This window comes from Micromonospora sp. NPDC049089, assembly GCF_040648775.1.
Classification (GTDB): Bacteria; Actinomycetota; Actinomycetes; order Mycobacteriales; family Micromonosporaceae; genus Micromonospora.
The window spans coordinates 1-23241 of the sequence record NZ_JBEZEH010000111.1 but is presented as its reverse complement, the minus strand read 5'-3'; the positions used below and the strand labels follow the sequence as shown (position 1 = coordinate 23241).

Below are 23241 nucleotides of genomic sequence, written 5' to 3'. Positions count from 1 at the left end.
GCGCCACCGGGAGCCGGGCCCCGGCCCCCACGATCCGCCGCCGACCGGGTAGCTGGTCGTCACCGCTCCCCCTCAGCCGTCGAGCCGGTAGTGCAGCAGGACGACCAGGTCGGTCAGGCCGTCCGGGTCGGCCGCCAGCGTGACCGGGGTGCCGAGAACCAGCGGATCGGACTGACCCACGCACTGGTGCAGGTCGGCGTCCCGGTTCAACGTCACCGGGTCACCGGCCACCGTGAGGTCGTACGTCCCGGGGTCACCGTCCACCCGGGCGTACCAGGTCACCTGGTCCACCACCGGCTGGTGGTCTCGGGCGAGGTACGGCAGGTGCTCCGGCCCGATGGTCAGCTCGGTGCTCTGCTGCTGGGTGAGCTGCCACCACTCGTCCGGGAAGTGATGGCGCAGGCTGTATGCCTGGTACAGCCCCGTCCGTCCGGCGTCGACAAGCATCTCGTTGAGCACCTCCCGCAGGGAGTCCTCGACCAGGCCGCGCAGCGTCGAGCCGCCGTCACGGGCCGTGTACCGCAGGTGCAGGATGATGTCGCTGATGCTGTCGTAGTCGAACTGGCGGACTGCCGTCGGCAGTTCCAGCCGCCAGGTGCCGATCGCGCCCTTGCCCTCGAACGGCAGGTAGCGGTCGTCGGCGAAGTTCAGCTCGAACATGCCGCTGTCGCTGAGGCCGCTGCTGGTCGCGATCGACTCGATCCCGCCCACGTTGTACGCGAACCGCTCGTCGCCGGGAACCTCGGTGTACTTGTCCTTGGCGCTGGTGGCGGCCTGCCGGGCCGCGGTGGCGGTCCGGTACCGGTTGCCGATCAGGGAGAGCTTCGCGGTGACCGGGGTGTACGGGCCGGCCACGCACGGGATGGACAGACTGACAGTGCGGAGCCGGCGGAAGTAGTGCCCGGGGTGGTCCAGGTCGAACAGCGCCTCCGGCACGTTGACCACGCAACTGCCGGTGGCCCGCAGCTCGATCAACGCCGCCGGGTCGAGCTGTGCCAGCGAGACGTGCCGGGTCAGCTCGCGCTCGCGGCTGTGCCGGTCGAGGTAGGCCACCTCCATCCGCTTCAGGTCGTGGCGCAGCGCGTCCGCCACGGTCAGCCCCTTGCGCAGGCTGTCCCAGTAGCCGGGTTGGAGGAACGTGGCCTCGCTGCCCAACTCGTGGGCGAAGCACCGCTCGGCCTTCTTCGCCACGTCGAAGGCGAGCTGGTACGCCCCGAAGTAGACCGAGCTGGCCCGGCTCACCATCCACTGGTACAGCTCGGTGTTTGTGTACTTGCCGCGCAGGTACTCCTCGGTGGCTCGGGCGTTGTCGGCTTCCCGGTCGTGCGCCGCCAGCTCGTCGGTGAGCATGGCCACGTGCAGACGCCCGGTGAGGAGCTGCTGGTCGAGCTGGGTCAGTTCGAGACCGGCCAGCGCCGCCTGGTGTTCCCAGTCGTCCATCCGGCGGCGGTAGCCGCCCTGGTTGGCGGCCATCCCGGCGGCCTTGTCCAGGGCCCGGGCGATCGCCTCCAGGGTCATCACCGCCGAGTCGGCGGCGGCACCGGCCTTGTCCCCGCCGAGGGTGAGGGTCACAGTGGGTGAGCCACCGAAGCCGGCGCCGCCGGCGGTGAAGTTGGGAATCAGCTTCAGCCCGCCGGACAGGATGTAGCCCACCATGATCGCGGTCTCGCCGAGCAGCGACGCCCCGGACAACGTGGTGGCGGTGATCTCCCAGGCGTTCATGTACGGCCGGCCGGCGTAGTAGCGTTGCCGCTCCTCCACCACCTTGCGACTCAGTTCCAGCGCCGCGACGTTGCCCTCGGCCTCCGCGATGGTGGCGAGCTTGACCGCCCGTACCGCGTCGAGCAGGGCGATCTCCTGGCCGGCGCGCAGCCGGGCGAGTTGCTCGGCGTCCCGCTTCTCCATGGCCGCGAGCAGCCCGCCGCCCAGCTCACCGACGTACCCGACGAGTTCGGTGGCCTTCTGGGCCAGCACCCGGAACCGGTAGTTCGGCAGTGGTGCGCCGAGCCCGGCCAGGAACGACGAGACGGACATGCCGGCGGCGGCGGCCCGCACCAGTGCCCCCGGGTCGATCGGCGGTGAGAACAGGGCGAGCATGCTCTCCACCCCGTCGATGTTCTGGCAGTTGCGGATCTTGAAAAGTCGATCGGCGATCAGGTCCCACAGCCGCAGCATCTCCTCGTTGGGCGGGACGCAGAAGTACAGCGCCGAGTAGCTCAGCGGGCTGGGCAGTTCCGCCCCGCCGTGCGGCAGCAGGTCCAGGTCGGGGATCAGGTTCTCCAGGTCCAGCAGCGCGTTGCCGAACAGGTCCACAGTGGCCTGGAGCTGGTTGACGGTGGCCGGCGCCGGGCTGACCAGCGGCGGCACCACGCTCGGCTTCGGCCCGAGCAGTTTGTCGGCCAGGATGTAGAGCTGGGTGGCCTGGGTGACGGATTCCCGGGTGAACTGCCGGAACAACTGGTCACCCCAGTCGACCAGGTTCTTGATGTAGCTGACCACCACGGCGAGCTGGTAGGCGACCGGCCGGCTGCGGGCCACCACGTGCGGGTTGAACGGCTTCGCCCGCCACTGCTCCACAGCGAACTTCAGGTCGGTGATGCTGGCCCCCGACGGGTCGGCCGCGATCGCCGTGAGAATGTCGCCGATGCGCTGGTTGAGCAGCTCGGGCACTCCGGTCTGGAAGAACGGCTTCGTGACCCAGTACTTCTGCGGGGCGGCGGCGCCGTCGGCGGTGCCGACCGGGTTGAAGATGTGGTGGAACCAGTCGCGCGCCTCGGCGAACCGCTGGTCCCGGTTGAGCCGCAGCGCGATGTCGAACGGAAGGTGGTAGAACAGCTCCCAGTTGTAGCCCGCGTACGCGCCGTCCGCGGCGAAGTCCAGGTCCTCCACCGGGTACGGCGACACGACCACCGGCGCCGGCTGGTAGGTGGCGGCGAAGTCGAACCCCGTGTTGGTGAGCTGGGTGGTCCGACTCAGCAACGCCGGCACGCCCGACCGGTAGACGATGGCCCGCAGGACACACAGCAGCGGGTGGTAGAAGTTCGCGAACCGCACCCCGTACGACAGGGTGCCGTAGACCTCGAACTCGGCGACCAGCCGGTGGTACTCCGCGTCCTCGGTCATTGCCTGCACGGCGGCCGCCAGGTCGTGCGCCGGGTCCTCGGCGTATCGGCGCAGGTACTCGGTGAGCAGCGCCAACACGTCGCGGGCGAACTCGTCCACGTCGCTGTACGTCTTCTCGATCCGGTCCGCCGGGTCCTCGGCACGCCGGTCGTAGAAGCCCGGGATGATCACGTAACCACGGTCGTAGTCGCCGTAGAAGTACGGCATCAGGGTGCCCAGTGGCAGCACCGGTCGGCGGTCGTGAACGCCTCGGACGCTCTGCGCAAGCCCCAGCAGCATGATGATCCAGTCGAGCAACGACATCTGCATGGGGTACGTCACCCGGAACCGGCCGGGCGTCTGCGCCACCAGCGTCTGGAACGCGCCCATCAGCGGAGTGCTGATCGCCAGGTCGTTCTGCTCCCGAAAGACCAGTTCGGTGAACCGTTCGGCCAGCAGCTCGGTGTCCTTGAACACCGGCGACAGCAGCAGGTTGCCGGAACCGCCGCCCGGCACCGGCTCCGGATAGCCTCGGCAGCCGGTCAACGCGAACGAGCCGACGAACTCGGTGCCGGTGAGCACGCTGATCGCCTGGCCGGCCGCTCCGGCCGCGTACGCGAAGCAGGTGAACTCGTCCGCCTCAGGGAGGTCCTCCCGGTAGCCGCTCGCCGGGTAGTACAGCGCGTCCTTGGAGATCTTCTTCGGCTGCCAGCGGTCCTGCGTCCGCTCGCCGATGGCCAGCTGGATTCGCCACCGCCGGCGCGGCCGCTCCGTCTCCGTGCCGCCCGGCGGGATGCCGTCCGGGTCCGGAATCTGGGAGGTCTGCGACGTGTCCGTCTCCTGCGTGAAGACCGGCCAGGCCACTGTGAGCCGGCTGTTGCGGTCGAAGGCGAGCAGGTGGTCGCCCGCGATGTCCAGCGGCACCCGCCGCCACGGCGTCCAGTACCGCTCCCGCTCGAACTGCCGGTGGTAGTACACCGTCGGGTCGCCGCCCCGGGTGCGGGCGAACACGTGCATGAGATGCCTGTCGTGCTGGTAGTAGCAGGCCATCACGTCCAGGTGCGCCAGGTCATCCAGCTTCTCCAGGTACGCGATGGTGGCGTTCTCCACCGCCAGGTCGGTCAGCTCGTCCTGCTGCAACTGGTCGTCCAGCTCGGTGAACAGCTCCGACTTGTCGTCGCGCAACTCCGGCAGGATCCAGTTCTCCGGATACAGGAAGATCTTCCGGTTGGCCTCCCACACCCGGTAGTTGGCCATCCAGTTCCACTGGTCCCAACCCGGATCCTCGGTGACCGCCGCGACGCTGTCCGGCTCCAGGCCCAGCAGGCAGCGCTGCACGAACAACTGAACTGTGGCGTGCGCCTGCACGATGCGCGACGTCGCCATGCAGGCGCCCATCTCGACATCGATGAGGAAGTGGTCGTACAGGTCATTGGTGTCGCGCAGCCCCGGGTTCTCGGCCAACAGGTACGCGACCAGCGCGTCCCGTTTGGCCACCCGCAGCCGGTCCTGCACCCCTTGGAGCACCCCGAACCACTCGGTCTCGGCGTAGCGCGCCTTCAGTGCCTGCCGCATGGTGGCCGCCCCGGCCGCCGTGGTGACCGGCTGGACCAGCGGCACCGCCGCCGCCACCGGTAGGCCCAGCCGGCGCAGCAGGGTGAGCGCCCGGGCCAGTCGCTGGATCGTCGCCGGCGACCGGTACGCGGTGAGGTCCATCGCCGACAGTTCGAGGTGGGTGTCCAGGTCGGCCAGCACTGTGGCGTCCCAGCCACCGAGCTGCGCCAGCTGGATGTGGACCTGCGTGGAGGTGGTGCCGGCCGCCAGGACCAGGTCGAACAACCCGTACACCGTCCACGGCGTCGCCGCGTCCAGCGGGTTCGCCACCGGTGGGTAGGTGCGGGCCAGCTCGACCCCGGCGGCCAACCGGATCCACTCGGCCAACGGGGCCGGCGGCCGGCCGGTCTGGTAGGGCGCCCGGTCCAGGGCCAGCCAGCCGAGTGACCCGGCGTTCGTCAGCAGCCAGCCGAGATCCGCGTCGGGCACCGTCAGGTGGTCGACGAGTCGGCTCAGGACGTGCAGCAGGCGCAGTGCCCGGTACTGCTCGTCGAACCCGGCCGGGGTGACCGTCGGCGGCGCCGCCGGCTCGTTCACCAGGTCCACCAGCACGTCGTCGGTGAGCACTGCGAGCAGCGGCCGGGTCAGCTCCGCGCCGGCCAGCACGGTCGCGGCGGCGTCCGCCGAGAACCCGAAGGTGTCGGCCACCGCCGCCACCGCCAGCTCCTGCTTGGTACGGATGTACGCGTAGCTGGACAGGGCCGTGGTGATGGCCAACAGCAGCGTGGTCTGCTGGGCCTCGGTGGGGCTGGCCACGATCGCTGCTGTGATCGGTGTGGTGTCCACCAGGGCGGCGAGCTTCGCGTCGACGAACTGCGCCGGGGTGGTCACCGCATCGGTCCAACCACCGTCCACGATCGAGGCGAAGCCGGCCAGGTCCGCCTCGGTCATCCCGGGCACGGTGGCCAGCAGGGCACGCATGCCCGGCAGGTTCTCCTCGGGGGGCGCCGTCGGGTCGACAGCGGGTCGGGTCGCCGCGTACCCGCTGTGGTAGCCGGTCTGCAACCCGGTGAGCACCGCGGTCAGCGTCTCGTCCGGCAGGTCCCGCGCGGCCAGATCGTCGGCTTCGTGTCGGAGCAGGTAGCGCAGGTCAGCCGGGCGGATGCCGGTGCCGGCCCGGGCGGCGTCGAACCGCTCGACGAAGGCCAGCGCGGTGGCCGGCGCGGTGAGCGGATCCGACCCGATCAGATCCTTCATGATCAGGTACTCGGTGGCGGTGAGGCCGAGCGCCCGGGCCAGCAGCGTCCCGGCGTATACCGCGTGCAGGCCGACGTTGCTGACGATCGCCGGGGCCGGAAGGTCGGCCACCAGCAGGGCGGTGTCCGCCGTGGTGGCCCCCAGGCAGGTCGCCAGGTACGCCTCGTGCGTCGACAGCGGAGCACCCGAGCCGGGTGTGGTCAGCTCCGCCTGCTCGTTGGCGAGGACGTTGGCCGGCTCGAACGCCTCGAGGACCGGGCCGTTCGCCGTGTTGCGGAACACCTCGGCGTACCGCGACTCGTCCAGCGGCGCGAACAGGTCGACGACCTCGGGCAACGGCAGCCCGAGCCGCGCCGTGAGCCGGTGCAGCGCCGCCACCGCGGCCAGGAGACCGTCGTCCAGGGCGCCGCCGCCCAGCGCGTCGGCCCGGATCGCCCGGTCCAGCAACGGCGGCGTCCAACCGGTGCAGGCCGGCGCGCGCAGCAGGCGCAGGAACCGGTGGATCCGGTCCAGGCGCGCGTCGGTGAGCTGCTGGATCCGCTTTGCGCTGAGGTCGGACCCGGTGTCCAGGTGCTTGACGAACATGGCGTTACTGGGATTGACCCAGGCCAACGCCAGCAGCTCGGTCAGCTCCCGATAGTCCAGGCGCGCCCGAGCGAGGAAGTTGTCCACCCGGGCGATACCGCCCAGAGCGCCAAGCGGCGCGGTGTTCCAGATGTCGTCCTGAGCGGCCGGGTCGGCGGTGACCACCAACTGCCGCTGCGCGTCGCTGATTCCCAGTTCCTCGGCCGCGATGGCCTCGTCGCTCGGGCCCGCCGACCGGCGCAGCGCCCGCATCAGGTCGGCCCGAGCCATGTCGAACTGGGCGAAGTAGCTGCGGGTCTCCTCGTGAGCCAGGTCGAACGGTAGGGCGAACGCGTACCGGCTGCCCGCCAGCAGGGTGTAGGCGGCGGCATTCACGTACTGCGGCGCGGCCGCCAACTCCAGCGCGGTGCCAGTGGTCTGGCGCAATCGGCGTACGACCCACCCGCCGGCCCCGTCCGGCGTCGCCTTGGCCACCACGCCGATGTCGCGTACCACTCGAGCCCCAGCCAGGTCCGGCTCGTAAACGAGGGAACGGTCGGTGAACGGCCATCCCTGGCCCTGCAACAGGCTCAGCAGCCCGGCCGACGGCGCCTCCACCGGATCGACGCCGCCGCTCAGCGGGCCCCCGAACGCCAGGCCCGCGTCCGGCGCCACCGCCTCCTCCAGCAGCTCGCACACCAGATCCAGGTAGGGCAGCGGAAGGTCGGTGTTCTCGCAGCTCAGATCCAGGTCACCCAGGTCCGGCCGGCGACCGTACAGGACATCCCGGGCGACCTTGGTGGCCGGACCCGGCGTGTCGGCGTCGGTGACCAGCCGGTTGCCGAGGAACTGAAGGACGTCCACCAGGTACGCGGCGGCACTGTGCACGCTGCGGCACGGCTCGCAGTAGCTGGAGTCGGCGAGTTGGAACAGGCTGCTCAGGTTGGGAAAGTCTGCGCTGACAGGGGAGAGGTCCGGGGCCGCCGAGCCGCCCAGTGCCCGGACCGGCAGCGCCCGTGCCGCGCTTTGAAGCTCACCAGCCAGCAGCCCGCTCGCCACGTGCACGTCCACGGCCCGGCGATACACCGACCGGGCCTGCTCGTCGGTGAATCGGCCGGTGTCCACGGCGGTGGCCACGAACCGCGTCTCGCCGAGGGCGTGGATCCGAGCCGCCGACGGCACTTCGGCCGCCAGCAACGCCGTCGTCTGCCGATAGGTCGGCGCCAGCTTGAAGATCCGCTGCGCGGCCTTGAGCGCCGGCCGCCCGGTCCGCAGCCGCTCGGGGTGGTCCCGCAGCAGCCGCTCCACGTTGCCGGTCGCGAGGTCGAAGTCCGGATTCGCGGTGAGCAGTTCGAGCACCGCGTCCCGGTGCCCACCGAAGGCGCGCTCGGCGGTGCTGGCCCGCTCCTCGTTGCCGGGCTGCTCGTCGGGGTCGGCCCGTTGACCGGGGCCGGGCCGATCTGGACTGCCGTCGGGACGTTCGCCTTCGGTGCCGGATGCGGCGTTGGCTGTGGTGTCGGCCCCGGCGCCCGCGTCGCGTTCGAGCTGCGCGGTGAAGGCCGTGGTGGGATAGCGCCTCTCCAGCTTGCGGGCCAGCGCGCCGGCGTGCAGGTCGATCAGCTCCGGCCGGACGGGCTGACCGGCGACCCGGACATCAGTGGTGCTGTCCCGCAACACCCGCCGCCAGTCCGCCGGGGCCAGCCGGGCCAGCCGGCGTACGTCGGCCGCCCCCTCGATCCCCTCGCGGTCGCGGACCCGGTCGACGATCGTCTCGTCGTAGCCCAGCACGTCGGCCAGCACGCTCGCCGCGCCGGCCGCCTCGGCGGCCGACCGGTCGGGAAACGCCGCCGCGTCGGCCAGCCGGGCGATCAGGCCGGGCAGGTCACCGGCGGCGTCGGCGGCGAGGAGACCCTGGACCCGCTCGTGCGCGCCGTCGGCGAGGAACCGCTCCACCCGCGCGTACAACACCTTCGGCCGTTCCTGCTCAACGTACTCCTTGGCCTCCGGCCGTACCCGGGCCAGCATGTCGAGGATCCGGTCCAGCTCGCCGAGCAGATCCTCGGGAACGTACCGATGGCGCACGGCGTCGGCGACGGCGTTCCGGACGGTGTGCTCGTCGAGCAGGGCGATGTCGTAGTACAGCGGCCGCAGCTCGGTGTTCAGATCGACGTCGAACCGGGCGAGCGCGGCGCCGGTGCGGCTCGTGGTCAACAGCGTCCGCTCGGCGAACAGCGCGTAACCGAACACCGCCGGCAGCTTGTAGGACGCGGCCAGTTTCTGCGCCACACCGAAGTGCGCCAACGCCGTCGCGGGCAGTCCGGTCTCGGCGGCCAGGAACGTCACGTCCTCGACCTCGTCGTCCTGCCTCAGCTCGTACAGCGGGACCTGGCCGAGCAGCGGGACAATCGTGGCGAGGATCCGCTCGTACTCACTGCGTTCCCGGTCCCCGCCACCGGACAGATCCACAGTGAGCGCGGCCAGCTCGGGAGCGTTGAACAGCACCGCGCTCAGCGGCGGGTCGGACAGGAGCCGATCACCAGCGGACACCCGGACGAACAGGTCAGCGGACTGCTTCTCCGAGCGGGTGAACTGATCGCGTGAATAGTCGACGCGATACAGCCCGTCGTCCCCGGTGATCGCCTCGCCGAGCTGCTCGGCGTCGCGCAGGTCCCGGTCGAAAGCGACGACCGTCAGAGCGTTCGCCGGCTGCCCGTCGACCCAGCGAACCCGGCCCACCACAACGAACCGGGACGGCGGCTCGGCCAGCACCATCTGCACCGCGTCCCGGGTCGCCCCGTCCACCGTGCCGGTCACCGGGAGCTTGTGCGCCCGTTGGAACTCAGCCACCCCACGACGGGTGGTCGGCCCGTACCGGGCGTCAACCAGTTCGTCGGTGGCGATGTCGACGGGCATCCGCAGCAGCGCGGTGTGCAGCCGCCGGACGTCGTCGCTGGGGCGGTGCCGGCGCGAGCCCATCGGGGTGGTCATGAGCATCTCCGATCGTCCGGCAGCCGGCGACGGCGGCTGTCTGACGCCGGTGCGACCGGGAGCTACCTGGCATCCTGCGGATCAGAGGAGCCCGCCAGCATCGCACTGTCCGAGATCCGCCTTCCCTTCTGGCTGAACGGCAGCGGCGCTGCCGGTACGGCCGGGCTCGATGTCAGGTCACTCCTGCGGCGCGATCAGCCGGTCGTCGGTGACGTCGTGGACCGTGATCGCCTCCACGGGGCACGAGTCGGCGGCGTCGACGATGACGTCGTCCGGGGCGACGACGTCGGTCAGCGGCGTGGACCGGCCGTCGACCAGGCGGAAGTGCTCGGGCGCGGTACCGGCGCAGATGCTCGTGCCGATGCAGCGGCCCGAGTCCACCCCGATCCGCCAGGCGGTACTCACCAGGCCACCGGCATCCCGAGCAGGCCCCGCACCAACATGCCCCGCTTCCACTGCAGCTCGGCTTCCGGTACGGCGAGCCGCAACCCGGGCAGGCGAGTCACGAGGGTGGCGACGGCGACCTGCAACTCCATGCGGGCCAGCTGCGCGCCGACGCAGTGGTGCACGCCGTGACCAAAGCCCATGTGCGGGTTCTGCTCGCGCGCGAGATCCAGCCGGTCCGGGTCGGCGAAGACGGTGCCGTCCCGATTCGCCGACGAGAGTGAGCCGAGAACCGGCTCACCTGCCCGGACCAGCACCCCGCCGACCTCGACGTCCTCCTTGGCGTACCGGGCGAATGAGGAGCCGACGCCGAGCGGCACGTACCGCAGCAGTTCCTCGACCGCCGCCGGCACCAGCGACGGGTCGGCCCGCAGCCGAGCGAGCTGGTCCGGGTTGTGCAGCAGGACGTATATGAAGTTGGGGATCTGGGTGACTGTGGTCTCGTGGCCGGCCGCGAGCAGCCCTGCGGCCAGCTCCACCAGCTCGGTCTCGCTGAGCCGATCCTGGTTCTCGTCGCGGGCCCGCACCAACGCGCCGAGCAGGTCGTCGATCCCCGGCTCGCGGCGGCGCTCGGCGACCAGACCACCGATGTAGCCCCAGAGGTTGTTCAGGTACTCCTGGATCGTCTCCGCCGGCAGGGAGGTGGTCGAGACGATCGCCTCGGACCAGATGTGGAAGCGGTCGCGGTCGGCGTACGGGACCCCGAGCAGCTCGCAGATCACCTGGATCGGCAGCGGCGTGGCGACGTGCTCCACCAGGTCGGCCGGAGGACCGAGCTGGACCATGGTGTCGACCAACCCGTCGGCGATCTCCTGGGTGCGGGGTCGCAGCGCCTCCACCCGACGTGCCGTGAACGCCTTCGCCACCAGCCGGCGCAGCCGGGTGTGATCGGGCGGGTCCATTGTCAGCATGCCGCTGTACTGCTGGCGCGGGGTGAGCCGGGGCTCGTCGCGCTGGACGGCCGGGGCGCGGCCGAACCGCACGTCCCCGAGGACCGTACGGACGTCCTCGTACCGGGTGGCGAGCCACGCCTCCTCGCCGTAGGGAAGCTTCACCCGGGTCATCGGTTCGTTCTCGCGCAGCTCGCCGTAGGTCGGGTCGACGACCAGGCGGTCGGGCACACTGAACGGGTACGGCCGCGCGGGCGGGAGGCTTCGGCTCTCGGTGGTCTGCGCGCTCTCCGTCATCCGGATTCCCTTCGTCGAGACGGCGTGGATCCTCAGGTCGGCACCACGGTCGTAGCGGCGCCGGATTGCCAGCGTCCAGGGCTTGCGGACGGAACACATCAACGCTCAGTAATCCATCGATGTCGGATCGTAGCGGGAGACGTCGATGATCGCCATGGCGGCCGGCCCGCGCCGCCGGGGTGCGGCAGCAAGGCCGCACCCCGGCAGAGAGCCTCCGAGCCACCCGGGCCTCAGATCAGCAGCCGAGCCGCTTGCTCGAGAGGGCGATGTCATCGATCCAGAGGTCAAACTCGCCCGGCGTCGTGCCGCCCTGGTAGAGCTGCCAGCCGATCTTCACCGTGTCGACCGTCGGCAGGACAAAGGGAACGTCGTTGCCACCGTGGTCGGTCGTGGAGGCTGTCAACTCCGGGTTCGCCACGCCATCGATCCACACCTCGACGCGGTTGTCCGCCGAGTCGATCTTCCACTCGAAGCACTGCCAGGTGTCCTCAGCGACCGGGGCGGACTCCCTCCAGTTGGTCCAGTCGCCGGTCGGACCGCCGTCGGCGCCGATCCCCCAGAAGGTTCCGGGGACCGTGGGCGCGTACTGCCCACCGATCGGCCGGACGACCTCCGCGCTGCCGGTGCCGGTCGCTTCCACCAGCGTGAAGTGCGCCCAGTCCGGGGCCGTGGGGAAGGCGTCGACGCGCAGACGCATCCGGCCGTAGAAGCGGTTGCCGGGCGCGGCGAAGTCGTCGACGCGCAGGAACGCACGTCCGCTGTCAACGGTGTGGATGTGCAGCGCCTGGTTGCCACGGCGGGCACGTTCGACGGTCAGCGTGCCGTGGCGGGTGTCGACGCCCCAGTTCAACGTGCTGGGACCTCCGGGAGGCAGTCGCTCGAAGTCCTCACAGAAGAGCAGGCCACGGGGGCACGAGGGCCGGGAGGGCCCCGATGCCCCGGCCGGGACGCTGCCGACTGCGGCGCCGAGGATCAGGGCGGCGCTGAACACAGCGAGAAATCTGCGCATTGTCATCCTCCAGGACGGCTGGTCTCCCACCGCAGGGGCCGGGCCAGCAGGAACGTTCCGGTCATGCGACGCTGAGGTGCATCCGCTCGCACCACTGCGGCGCGGTTGCCTCCGCACTGCGGCGATCCGAGCCATTCCGGCACGACCGCATCAGCGCTTATCGCATTGATGGGCGTCATTATAAGTCGAGCCAACCTGCCGCTCGCCAACTGCCCCCGAGTTGGGCGTTGACTCGAAGCCAGGAAGACGGAACGCTGTGGAAGCGCTCCCATCGGCGGGCTCCTATGCGAAAGGAATGCTCGTGCGTCCCACCACAGCTCTACTTCCGGTCGTGCTCGCCACGGCCCTCGGCGGTCTGGCCCTGCCGGAGCCCGCCCTGGCCGCGGCCGGCCCGGCGCTGGCCGTTGACACCACTGCCGCCCGGCACCAGATCAGCCCGTACATCTACGGCATGAACTTCGCCGACCAGACCCTCGCCAGCGACCTGCGATTGCCGGTGCACCGCTACGGTGGCAACGCCACCACCCGCTACAACTTCCGTGCCGACACCACCAACCGCGCGTCGGACTGGTACTTCGAGAACATCCCCAACGACAACCCGAGTCCCGGCGACCTCCCGAAGGGCTCGGAGAGCGATCGGTTCGTGCAGCAGAACAAGGCCACCGGCGCCGCCACTGTCATGACGGTGCCGATGCTCGGCTGGATCGCCAAGGACCGGTCGCGGGCGTGTGGCTTCAGCGTCGCCAAGTACGGCCCGCAGGAGTCCACCGACACCTGGGCACCGGACTGCGGCAACGGCAAGAAGCCGGACGGGACGCTGGTCACCGGCAACGATCCGACGGACACCAGCGTCGCCGTCGGTCCGGAGTACGTCACCGACTTCGTCAACCACCTCAAGGGGCAGTTCGGCGCCGCCACCAACGGCGGGGTCCAGTTCTACAACCTGGACAACGAGCCGGACCTGTGGCAATCCACCCACCGCGACGTCCGCCCGACCGGCATGGGATACGACGAGCTACGCGACCGCACCTACGAGTACGCCGCCGCGATCAAGGCCGCCGACCCCGGCGCGAAGACGCTCGGTCCGGTCGGCTGGGGCCTGAACTCGATCATCTTCTCGGGCCTCGACCAGGACACCTGCTCGCGTACCGGCTGCTGGTCGAACCCACCGGACAAGGCCGCGCACGGCGGCCAGGACCTCGGCCCGTGGTACCTGGACCGGATGCGCGAGTACGAGCAGCAGCACGGCACCCGCATCCTCGACTACTTCGACGTCCACCTCTACCCGCAGCAGTCCGGCGTGCTCGGCGACGCGGCCGGCGACGCCACCACCCAGGCGCTGCGGCTGCGCTCGACCCGCCAACTCTGGGACCCGACCTACGTGGACGAAAGCTGGATCAACAGTCCGGTCCGGTTCATCCCGCGCCTGCGCGAGTTGGTCGACCAGCACTACCCGGGCACGAAGGTCGCGATGACCGAGTACAACTGGGGTGGCTTCGGCTCGCTCAACGGCGCCCTCGCCCAGGCTGACGTCCTCGGCATCTTCGGCCGCGAAGGGCTCGACCTGGCCACCCTCTGGACCGCGCCCACGACCGACCAACCGGTGGCCAACGCGTTCCGCGTCTACCGCAACTACGACGGCAAGGGCGGCGCGTTCGGCGAGACCTCCGTCCAGGCGACCAGCGCCGACCAGGGCAAGTTGGCGGTGTACGCCGCCGAGCGCAGCGCCGACAAGGCCCTCACGGTGGTCGTCGTCAACAAGACCGGCGACGACCTGACCAGCCCGGTCACCCTCACCGGGGCCTCCGCCGGCACCGCTCAGGTCTACCGCTACAGCGGGGCGGATCTCACCGGCGTCGTCCGGGAGGCAGACCTTCCGGTGACCGCCGGCGGCCTCACGACCACCTTCCCGGCCAACTCCATCACCCACCTGGTGCTGCCGCCCGGCACCACGCCCGGCGACACCCAGGCCCCGACCGTCCCGGGCAAGCCGACCGCCGGCACGATCACCGGCGACAGCGTCGCGCTGACCTGGACGCCGTCCACCGACAACACCGCCGTCACCGGCTACGACGTGCACCGGGTCGACACCGCCGGCACCGTGAAGGTGGGCAGCGCCACCGGCACCGCGTACACCGTGACCGGGTTGACGCCGGACACCCCGTACACCTTCGTGGTGACCGCCCGCGACGCGGCGGGCAACGTCTCGGCGGCCTCGCCCGGCCTGACCGTGCGGACCGCGCCCACCGCCCCGACCGGCGGCTGCACGGTCGCCTGGACGGCGAACAGTTGGCCGGGCGGCTTCACCGCGACACTGACGATCAAGAACACCGGCACCACTGCTGTCGACGGCTGGAAACTCGCCTTCGACTTCCCCACCACCGGCCAGAAGGTCAGCCAGGGCTGGTCGGCCACCTGGAGACAGAGCGGAACGAACGTCACCGCGGACAGCATGAGTTGGAACGGCAGACTCGCCCCCGGCGCGTCCACCAGCATCGGCTTCAACGGCACCTGGAGCGGCACCAATCCGGCGCCGACCGCCTTCAACCTCAACGGTCAACGCTGCGGGTGAGCTGAGAAATCCCAATCCCCGCGCCGACGGAGCAGGCCGGAGGGGTCGGGGTGCAGCAGCACCCCGGCCCCTCCGCTCTCGAGCGGCCGTCCCGGCCACGAGTCGGACCCCGCGCACCCGCCGTTGCCGCCCAGAAGGTCAGTCCTCGTCGGCCTTCTTCTTCTTGTCACGGTTCATGGCCAGGTCGAGCGCGAGGACGCTACCGATGATGAGCAGCGGGTCCACGCCGGCGGTGACCTGCACGGCGTAGGTGTCCCGGATCGTCAGCCACCGCTTGGAGACCGAGGCCACCTCGGTGCCGTCGCGTTCGATCACGTACTCGTGGTCGAGCAGGTCACCCTTCATCTCCAGGTCATCTGGCCCCGGCACATCGATGGTGAACTTGTCGCGGAACGGCGTGAGCAGCTTCTTGCGGACCTCTGCGGCCTTCTCGCCGCCGATGCGGATCTCGTACGTGGGACGCAGCGCCACCAGGTGCCGGTGCAGCGTGGCGACCTCACGGCCGGAGGCGTCCTCGATGACGACCTTGTCGCGGACGCTGAGCACCTTGCCGTCGACGTGGAAGACCTTGGTGCCGTGCTCGTCGAGCACGTCGAAGTCGTCGCCGATCGAGAAGAACCGCTCCTTGATGACAAACATGAGTCGATTCTCCCCCACCGCACACCGACGTGCCGGCCGAGCCGACTGTAGGCACCGCCGAGGTGCCGGGTCAGCCCTCTTGGCCACCGGAGCGCGCCCGGTTGCTCGGGTCGCCCGTGCGGCCACATGAGATGGAAGCGTGCGCCCGTGACGGCCTCTGACCAGCGTCGGAACAGGTTGCCATGCCACCAGGGGTCCACTCTGGCAAGCTGTCCCAGTGATGGTCGGTGATCTGTTGGACGGCAGGTATCAGGTCGAGAGCCGTCTCGGCGCTGGCGGCATGTCGGTCGTCTGGCGGGCGTGGGACCGTGTCCTCGAACGTGGGGTGGCAGTCAAGGTCCTGGCCGGCGCGCAGGCCGCCGCCCAAGGCGCGCGGCGACGCGTCCAGGCAGAGGCGAGGGCCGCAGCGGGGCTCTGGCACCCGCACGTGACCAGTGTGTACGACTACGGCGAGCACACCGATGCCGCCGGCCGCCAGGTCTCGTACGTGGTGATGGAACTGCTGCCCGGCGAGACCCTGTCCGAGCGCCTTGCCGCCGGTCCGCTGCCGCCGGCCGTCGCGATGCGGACGTGCGCGCAGGTCGCCGAGGCGCTCGCCGCCGCGCACGAACGTCAGTTGGTGCACCGGGACATCAAACCGTCCAACGTGATGCTGACACCGGCCGGCGTGAAGGTGGTCGATTTCGGTATCGCCACCACAGTGGGTCGGCCGGAGCTGGAGGCGGACGGACAACTGTTGGGCACCGCGGCCTACCTCGCGCCGGAACGGCTCGCCGGTGGCACTGTCCTGCCCGCTTCCGATGTCTACGCGCTCGGGCTGTTGCTGTACCGAACGCTGACCAATGAGCTGCCCTGGTCGGCGGAGACCCCCACGCAGATGTTGACGGCTCACGTGTACGTCGATCCGGCGCCGCTGCCGGACGTCGAGGGAGTGTCACCGGAGGTTCACCGCCTCCTCGACCGTTGCCTCGCCAGGGAGCCGGCGGATCGACCGGACGCCGCGGAGGTTGCCGCGGCCCTGCACGGTTTCGCCGATGACGCCGAGCGCCGGATGAAACAGGCGGCGCAGTCGGCATCCGTCTCGCAAGTGTCGGCCCCGCCTACCGCGGACCCCTCTCCCGATCGGCGTCGCCGCATCCCAAATGCCGTGTTGATCCCCGTTCTCATGGCGACGGCAGCGACCGTCTCGCTCCTGCTCCCTCAGTTCATGCCTGTCGATGGCAGATCGGACGGCATCGCCACACGTGAGGGTGCCGCCCCGCCCGACGCTGCCCTCGATGTGTCTGCCACCGAGACACCTGCTGCCCGGCAGACATCCGCGGAGCCCACACCAGTCTCTCGACCAAGCCGCTCGGTGGCCGCTCCGGCTGGGCCTGTTGAAGCGAGCGCCGGAGCCGGTTCATCGGCCGGCCCTGGCCCTACGACGTCACCCAGTGCCGACCAGTCGCCGGCCCCGTCCAGTGCCGCGCCGGCGCCGACCTCCCCGAAGCCAGGTACAGCCCTGCGGGCACTCGGTGGTGTGGTGACCGCGCTCTGCACCGGCGAACAGGCTCGCGTTGTGGACGTCGCTCCTGCCCCCGGCTACCGCCTCAAGGATTACCACCCCGGGCCGGCCAAGGAGATCCAGGTGGTGCTCCTGTCCGCGGGCAACAAGAGCGAGATCAAGGCGCGGTGTGACCACGGCAAGCTGGTGCCGAAGGTAAGGGAGAGCCGCCAGTGAGCTGACGACACGCTCCGTAGTGGTGATATCGCACCGACCGACTGGTGACGCACGCCGGAGCCGGGCGGGCATTTCCGGTCATCAGGTCGACTGAGGCGGCGGGTCGGCGAGGTATTTGGTGATGCGGAGCAGCACCTGATCCGGTGGCCCGGCGACGAATGCCGCCGCGTCGGCAAGTGCGGCGATCAAGGGCAGCCCACGGCCGCCGACGGTGAGCGGGTCGGGCAGGTCGACGTCGAGCCGCCCAGCGCCGTTGGGACTACTGCCGCGGTTGCCGACCTCGAGCAGGCACAGTTGATCATCGATATCGATCGTGATGTCGACGGTGCTGTCGAGATTGGCGTGCATCACCGCGTTGGCGCATGCCTCGGTGATCAGCACGGCGAGGTGGCCACGAGACTCCTCGGTGGCCTCGGTGAGGCTCAGCAGGGTGACGAGTGTGTGGCGGGCTCGGGTCACCGAGGTCGGCTGCCGCGGCAGCGACAGCGTCATGGTCACGCGCATCGCGAAGTTCCTCCTCGGCCCGTACGCAACCGCGCCGGGCTGAAGCGGGACGCACCGGTTGTTGTCAGCCTTACCCGGGGTTGCTGAGCTGAAACGGTCAAGATGTCCGCTCGACGTACGCCTGCCGGCGGCGCTTCGCCCGCCGGCAGAATAGAGTATGCGGGGATCATCGGCGTGGGGAGTGTGTCGTGGACTTGCTGTTGTCGGCCCGACCGGGCCGGGGTTGCACCGTGCTTGAGGTGCGCGGCGAGCTGGACATGGCGACGTCTCCGCAGTTGCGCGAGGGTCTGCAACGGTTGGTTGACGCTGGTGAACCGCAGGTGGTGGTGGATCTGGCCGGGGTGGGTTTCATGGATTCCAGCGCACTGGGTGCGCTGGTGGTGATGTTCAAGGCGATGCGTGTCGCCGACGGACGGTTGTGCGTCGCAGCGGCGCAGCCCGCCGTGCGTAACGTGCTGACGGTCACATCGGTGGATCGGGTCATCGACGTGTATGACAGCGTGCAGGCCGCTGAAGCGAGTGTGCCGTCCGCGGATGACGCGACCGGCCGGTAGATCAGTCAGGCAGCGCGGCGCTGGCGCGCGCCTGGTCGGCACCGGCGCTGCTGCGCCGCTCCTCGCTGTGCCCGCCGTGCCAGTCCAGGATGAACAGCGTGGCATCGTCGGCCAGGGTCGGTCCGCTGACCTCGAGCGCGGCGTCGGCCAGGGCCCGGGCAGCCTCACGAGGGTGCAGATCAGCAATCGACCGCAGCATGTTCGGTAGATCCAGTTTGGCGGCGTTACGCTCCCGCATGCCATCGGTCATCACCACCAGGCGGTCGCCGGGTCGCAGCGTGATCTCGCCATCGCGGTAACCGGCCCCGGCGAACATACCCAGGGGGAAATTGGCCGGTAGCGGCAGCGTCCGGACGTCCCCGTCGCGCACCAGCAGCGGCGGCACATGCCCGGCGTTGAGCAGCGCGCACACCCCGGTACGCAGGTCGAGACGGCCGAGGATCGCGGTGATGTAACTGCCTGGCACGGCGGCGTGTTCGGCCACCTCGGCATCCGCGGCATCAGCCTGTCCCACCAGACCAACCGCGCCGCGGCGGCGGCTGTTGCGCAGGCTGCCCACGCCCAGGGTGGCGGTCAGCGCGCTGGCCACCCCGTGGCCCATCGCGTCGGTGACGCTGAAGTGCAGCACGTCGCGGGCAAGGCTGTAATCGAAGGTGTCCCCGCCGACGCTGGCGGCGGGCTCCAGCCAGCCGGACAGGGTGAACGCACTACTCTCACAGGTGAACGAGGCGGGCAGCAGGCGGCGCTGGATCTCGCCGGACAGGGTGAACGGGGTCGTGCGTTGCCCCCACTCGAACAGGTCGGTGTACCGCCGGTTGGCGATCACCACGAACGCCAACACGTGCGCCGTGCGGGCGATCTCCTGCAGCGTCGCCGGGGCGGGCTCGTCAGGCAGGACCATCTCCAGCAGACCGATCGCCTCACCACGGTCGGTCACCGGCGCCAACACCATCCATCCGTCCGGCTGCGCGATAACCCCCACCGTCTGGCTGCGTAGCGCCTGCTCGGCGGGGCCGTTGTCGAACGGCATCACAGTGGCAACCTCGTCACCGTCCCGGCGGCCGTCACCGGCACCGCCGAGCGGCACATGGGCCAACCGGACCAGCGCCCGACCGCTGAGGTCCGCGATCAGGAATGACACGCTGCGCGCACCCAGCGCCGCACCGAGTTCCCGGGTGACCGCCTCGACCGCCTCGACCGGCGAGGCGTTCTCCGCCGCGTCCAACATCTGCGTCATGATCCGTCCTCGACTGGTCTGCACTGACAGAGCCTACGAGACCCGCCGGCCATCGCCGAGCACAAGGACCGTCACCGCCGCGCTGCCGGGGCCGCGCATCCTCAGCCGGGGGGCTTCCCGGCGGCGGTCAGGAAGTGCAGAACGACGCCGGCTCGGTCAGGTCGAGGTCCTTGCAGTCCCATCCGGTGCCCTGGTCGTGGAATCGCCAGCCCGTGCCGGTCGTGTAATGGAACAGGTAGATGACGCCGCCGGCGTCCGGACGCTGCACGTCGGCCGCCGCCCACGTCGCGACGCAGTCCACTGCCCGGGAAGCGAAAGTCCAGCCCGCCGGCAGCTCGACCAGGGTCCCGAGGGTCTGCGTCGTCGGACAGGTGGGATTCTGGGGTCCGTCACTGGTGCTGGTGGATCCGGGTGGCGTCGGAGGGTCGGGCCTGTGGCGGGTGGCGAAGGCGACAGTGCCGCCGATGGCGAACACCAGTGTCGCCGCCGCTGCGCCGGTGGTGAGCGCTGTCCGTCGTTGTGACTGCCGCGACCTGCGCAGGGTGCGCTCGTACATGTCGGCGGTGCCGCCGTGCTCGCTCAGATCGGACATGGCCTGACGCAGGGGCCCGAGGTCGTCGGTCATCAGGCCTCCTCCATCACGGCCGACAGCAGCTCGGGCGCTATCTCCCGCATGCGGGCCAGGGCCTTGCTGGTCTGACTCTTGATCGTGCCGACTGAGCATTGCAGCAGATCCGCGGTCTCGGCCTCGCTGCGGTCCTCGAAGAACCGCGCCACCAGCACGGCGCGTTGCCGCTGGGTGAGTTGGGCGAGAGCCTGGTGCAGGGCAAGCTTGAGATCGGTACGGCGAGCATGGTCGCTGCCGGGCTGAACCACGTCGGCCAGTTCGCCGGGCAGGGACTCGGCCACCTTGCGGCGCCGCCACCAGCTCACATGCTGGTGGTACATGGCTGTGCGGGTGTACGCCTCGAAGTGCCCGGGATCATTGAGCCGGCGCCGGCCCCTGTGCGTGCGGGCCAGCGCATCCTGCACCAGGTCCTCGGCGAGGTGCCGGTCGCCGGTCAGGAGGAACGCCGTCCGCAGCAACGCCGGCGAGCGGGTCCGCACGAACTCACAGAAAAGATCGTCCACGGAGTGCGCCATGCCGCGCTCGTCCCCCCACGTACCCGACGTCCTTCAGGCAGCGGCGGCGTCGATGCGGCCGATTGACTGTGGCGCACACCTTAGCTGGTGTGCGCCACCGCAAACGAAAGCGGTCAACCCGTCAGGAGATGCAGAACGGCGCCGGCTCGGTGAGGCCGAGATCCTTGCAGTCATATCCGCTGCCCTCGCCGTAGTACTTCCAGCCCGTGCCGGTCACGAAGTGGAACAGGTAGACGCCGTCGCCGGCCTTCGGGCCCTGCGGATCAGCTCCCGCCCAGTCCTTGACGCATTCGACACCGGCGAACGTCCAGCCCTTCGGAAGCTCGACAAGGGCCTCCAGGGTCTTCGCCGAAGGGCAGGTGGCATTCGTGGCCGTGCTGTTCGCCGGCTTCGTCGTCGTCGTCACCGGCTCCGAGATGCAGAACGGCGCCGGCTCGCTGAGGCCGAGATCCTTGCAGTCATATCCGCTGCCCTGGTCGTAGTACTTCCAGCCCGTGCCGGCCGCGTAGCGGAACAGATAGACGCCGTCACCGGCGGTCGGACCCTGCGGATCGGCCGCCGCCCAGTCCTTGACGCACGTCACCGTCGTGAAAGACGAGCCCTTCGGCAGCTCGACCAGGGTCTGGAGGGTCGCAGCCGAGGGACAGTCGGCGGCTGCGGTAGCCACGGCGGGCGATGCACTGGGGGTGCCAGTGGCGACAGCAGCCGACGTCGGCGCAGATGCGGTTGGGCCAGGACCAGATGCCGGCGTGGAGCCACAGGCCGTCTGTGCAAGTAGGACAGCGGCAACGGGCAGCAGCAGGAGAGGACGTGCAGACATTTCAGGGCCCCTATGGATCGTGGCGATCGTCGCTTACATCCGGGTACATGCGATCCACTGCCCACAGGTTGCCGTCAACCAAGAAGATTCTCGGAATCTCTGGGCGACCCCGCGCTCAACGCCACCCGGCCTGCTCGTCGTCAGTGCTCGGTGATGAGTGCGGGAACCAGCTGACATCCTCGGGGGTGCCGTCATGGTCGCCATCTGCTACGGTAACCGAGTTGCAGTTTTGATTTCCGTAGACGTTTTTCAGCGCCTGATGGGTCATCTGAACCCACCCAGGCGCTTTTTCGTTTTTCGTGTCGTTTCGACGCGGGTGATCAACGCGGCGGCGTAAGGGTCCGCACAGTGCGGTCTCTGACAGCCTGCGAGGAGCAGACATGACTACAGGTACCGTGAAGTGGTTCAACGCCGACAAGGGTTTCGGCTTCATCAGCCCGGACGACGGTGGCGCGGACGTCTTCGCCCACTTCTCCGCGATCTCGGCGAGCGGCTTCCGCAGCCTCGACGAGAACCAGAAGGTGGAGTTCGACATCACCCAGGGCCAGAAGGGCCCGCAGGCGGAGAACATCCGCCCGCTCTGATCCACGCTCTGCGAACGGCGGCCCGACTGATTCAGCGGGCCGCCGTTCGGCGTTTCATGCGTCCACCACGGCGTCTCACCATGCCCCGAGGGACGGCAAGGTACGTCTGCGCGATCCGCCAGGAGTCAGCATCACGTCACCGGAGGACATCATCTTCACCGTCAACGCCATCGCCGCGCCGTCCGCCACCGAACCGCTCGTGCGCACCACGATCGAACGGCGGGACCTGGGCACACACGATGTTCTCATCGACATCCGCTACGCCGGCATCTGCCACTCTGACATCCACACCGTGCGCGGCGACTGGGGCAGCGTGCCCTACCCGCTCACCGTCGGCCACGAGATCGTCGGCCGAATCACCGAGGTCGGCGCCGACGTCACCCGCCACGCGGTCGGCGACCGCGCCGGTGTCGGCTGCATGGTCAACTCGTGTCGCGAGTGCGAGAACTGCCGCACCGGAAACGAGCAGTACTGCCTCAAGGGCAACACCCAGACGTACGCGAGCGTCGACCGGGACGGCACCGTCACCCAGGGCGGTTACTCGACCCATGTGGTCGTGAACGAGGACTTCGTACTACGGGTGCCGGAGAGCATCCCGTACGAGGCGGCCGCGCCGATGCTGTGCGCGGGCATCACCACGTACTCTCCGCTGGCGCACTGGAATGCCGGTCCCGGCAGGAAGGTCGCCGTGGTGGGCCTGGGCGGTCTGGGCCACATGGCTGTCAAGATCGCCGCAGCGATGGGCGCCGAGGTGACAGTGCTGTCCCAGACGCTGGACAAGAAGGACGACGGCCTGCGCTTCGGAGCCGAGCACTACCACGCCACCAAGGATCCGGCGACGTTCGAGGTGCTCAAGAACAGCTTCGACCTGATCATCAACACGGTCAGCGCACCGATCGACATGGCCAGCTACCTCGGTCTGCTGCGTCTGGACGGCACGCTTGTCAGCGTGGGTGCCCCGCCGGAGCCGCTTCCGGTGCCCGTCTTCGCGTTGTTCGGCAATCGACGGTCGTTCGCCGGCTCCAGCATCGGCAGCATCGCCGAGACGCAGGAGATGCTGGACTTCTGTGCCGAGCGCGGCATCGCGCCCGAGGTCGAGGTCATCGGCGCCGAGGCGGTCAACGACGCGTACGAGCGGGTGCTCGCCTCGGACGTGCGGTACCGGTTCGTCATCGACATCGACACCCTGCGCTGAGCTTCTCCGCGATCGCCAGGGTCCGCCGTACGGCGGGCTCTGGCGCGCGGCCGGGCCGGGGCGCGCGGTGGCCGGCGGTGTGCCGTTGGGGGGGAGGGTGGCGGGGGGGGTGTTGTTGCGATGGGCCGTGGGACCCAGGGTGGGCGGGGCACCCGCGCGGGGGGGGAG

General features: G+C 69.8%; 16 protein-coding genes. 5 read left to right on the top strand and 11 right to left on the bottom strand.

The window, feature by feature from the left end:
* Positions 1-72: 72 nt before the first annotated feature.
* The 4 genes from AB0B48_RS19675 to AB0B48_RS19660 form a co-directional block, all read right to left on the bottom strand.
* Entirely contained in the window at positions 73-9465 is a 9393-nt protein-coding gene (locus AB0B48_RS19675; RefSeq protein WP_357203417.1) for a neuraminidase-like domain-containing protein, read from the bottom strand.
* Positions 9466-9642: 177 nt separating this feature from the next.
* Positions 9643-9870, bottom strand: a complete 228-nt coding sequence (locus AB0B48_RS19670) for a ferredoxin (protein ID WP_357203414.1) — start codon at positions 9868-9870, stop codon at positions 9643-9645.
* Positions 9867-11096 carry a cytochrome P450 gene (locus AB0B48_RS19665; protein ID WP_357203411.1) on the bottom strand — a complete coding sequence of 410 codons (1230 nt, stop codon included), beginning with the start codon at positions 11094-11096 and terminating at the stop codon, positions 9867-9869. The genes AB0B48_RS19670 and AB0B48_RS19665 overlap by 4 nt, the downstream gene beginning before the upstream one ends.
* A gap of 235 nt (positions 11097-11331) precedes the next feature.
* Entirely contained in the window at positions 11332-12105 is a 774-nt protein-coding gene (locus tag AB0B48_RS19660; RefSeq protein ID WP_357203408.1) for a hypothetical protein, read from the bottom strand.
* 301 nt (positions 12106-12406) lie between these two features.
* Between AB0B48_RS19660 and AB0B48_RS19655 the strand changes: the two genes are divergently transcribed.
* Complete coding sequence (locus AB0B48_RS19655) at positions 12407-14677, top strand: glycoside hydrolase family 44 protein (RefSeq protein ID WP_357203405.1); 2271 nt, start codon at positions 12407-12409, stop codon at positions 14675-14677.
* Between the two features lie 138 nt (positions 14678-14815).
* On the opposite strand, the gene AB0B48_RS19650 is transcribed toward AB0B48_RS19655, so the two are convergent.
* On the bottom strand, positions 14816-15334 hold the full coding sequence (locus AB0B48_RS19650) for an LURP-one-related family protein (RefSeq protein WP_357203402.1): 519 nt from the start codon (positions 15332-15334) through the stop codon (positions 14816-14818).
* A gap of 202 nt (positions 15335-15536) precedes the next feature.
* On the opposite strand from AB0B48_RS19650, the gene AB0B48_RS19645 reads away from it, so the two are divergent.
* A complete protein-coding gene (locus AB0B48_RS19645; RefSeq protein ID WP_357203423.1) occupies positions 15537-17036 on the top strand; it encodes a protein kinase in 1500 nt (499 codons plus the stop codon).
* An 81-nt stretch (positions 17037-17117) separates the two neighbouring features.
* On the opposite strand, the gene AB0B48_RS19640 is transcribed toward AB0B48_RS19645, so the two are convergent.
* The gene (locus tag AB0B48_RS19640) at positions 17118-17540 is read right to left on the bottom strand and encodes an ATP-binding protein (RefSeq protein ID WP_357203399.1); all 423 of its coding nucleotides are present in this window, start codon (positions 17538-17540) and stop codon (positions 17118-17120) included.
* 230 nt (positions 17541-17770) lie between these two features.
* On the opposite strand from AB0B48_RS19640, the gene AB0B48_RS19635 reads away from it, so the two are divergent.
* The gene (locus AB0B48_RS19635) at positions 17771-18094 is read left to right on the top strand and encodes an STAS domain-containing protein (RefSeq protein WP_357203396.1); all 324 of its coding nucleotides are present in this window, start codon (positions 17771-17773) and stop codon (positions 18092-18094) included.
* 1 nt (position 18095) lies between these two features.
* On the opposite strand, the gene AB0B48_RS19630 is transcribed toward AB0B48_RS19635, so the two are convergent.
* The 5 genes from AB0B48_RS19630 to AB0B48_RS19610 form a co-directional block, all read right to left on the bottom strand.
* The gene (locus AB0B48_RS19630) at positions 18096-19331 is read right to left on the bottom strand and encodes a PP2C family protein-serine/threonine phosphatase (RefSeq protein ID WP_357203393.1); all 1236 of its coding nucleotides are present in this window, start codon (positions 19329-19331) and stop codon (positions 18096-18098) included.
* A 127-nt stretch (positions 19332-19458) separates the two neighbouring features.
* Positions 19459-19956, bottom strand: coding sequence for a hypothetical protein (locus AB0B48_RS19625; protein WP_357203390.1), 498 nt, complete (start codon positions 19954-19956; stop codon positions 19459-19461).
* A complete protein-coding gene (locus AB0B48_RS19620; protein WP_357203387.1) occupies positions 19956-20474 on the bottom strand; it encodes a SigE family RNA polymerase sigma factor in 519 nt (172 codons plus the stop codon). The genes AB0B48_RS19625 and AB0B48_RS19620 overlap by 1 nt, the downstream gene beginning before the upstream one ends.
* 121 nt (positions 20475-20595) lie before the next feature.
* Positions 20596-21141, bottom strand: a complete 546-nt coding sequence (locus tag AB0B48_RS19615) for a hypothetical protein (RefSeq protein ID WP_357203384.1) — start codon at positions 21139-21141, stop codon at positions 20596-20598.
* Between the two features lie 268 nt (positions 21142-21409).
* Positions 21410-21562, bottom strand: a complete 153-nt coding sequence (locus tag AB0B48_RS19610) for a hypothetical protein (RefSeq protein ID WP_357203381.1) — start codon at positions 21560-21562, stop codon at positions 21410-21412.
* Between the two features lie 112 nt (positions 21563-21674).
* Here AB0B48_RS19610 and AB0B48_RS19605 point away from each other — a divergent pair, with 112 nt between their 5' ends.
* Both AB0B48_RS19605 and AB0B48_RS19600 read left to right on the top strand, forming a co-directional pair.
* Entirely contained in the window at positions 21675-21878 is a 204-nt protein-coding gene (locus tag AB0B48_RS19605; protein WP_013283833.1) for a cold-shock protein, read from the top strand.
* Between the two features lie 151 nt (positions 21879-22029).
* Positions 22030-23073, top strand: coding sequence for an NAD(P)-dependent alcohol dehydrogenase (locus tag AB0B48_RS19600; RefSeq protein WP_357203420.1), 1044 nt, complete (start codon positions 22030-22032; stop codon positions 23071-23073).
* Positions 23074-23241 lie beyond the last annotated feature (168 nt).